Annotated in this window: 1 pseudogene; it reads left to right on the top strand. The window is 71.5% G+C overall.

The features are described from left to right. Positions 1-239: pseudogene (locus KVS67_RS13005) on the top strand (sodium:glutamate symporter); the annotation flags it as partial.

The following is a 239-nucleotide window of genomic DNA, read 5'->3' as shown; positions in this document are numbered from 1 at the left end:
ATGATCGCGGCGGCCGCGCACGTCGTGGTCTCCTGGATCACGGCCGTGCGGCCGAGCGTCGTGGGTGAGGGCGGTCCCCAGCTCATCAGCCCCGCGTTCGCGATCGCGTTCCTCCTCGGCCTGATCGCCCGCGTCCTGTTCCCGGCCACGAAGACGGCGAAGTTCCTCCACCCCGGCTCGCTGAACTCGGTGTCCGGCACCGCCCCGGACATCCCCATCCTCTGCGGGGTCGCCCCCAT

The organism is Micrococcus sp. GbtcB5 (assembly GCF_019091605.1).
GTDB classification, from domain to species: Bacteria; Actinomycetota; Actinomycetes; order Actinomycetales; family Micrococcaceae; genus Micrococcus; species Micrococcus luteus.
This window is presented reverse-complemented; position numbering and strand designations above follow the sequence as displayed.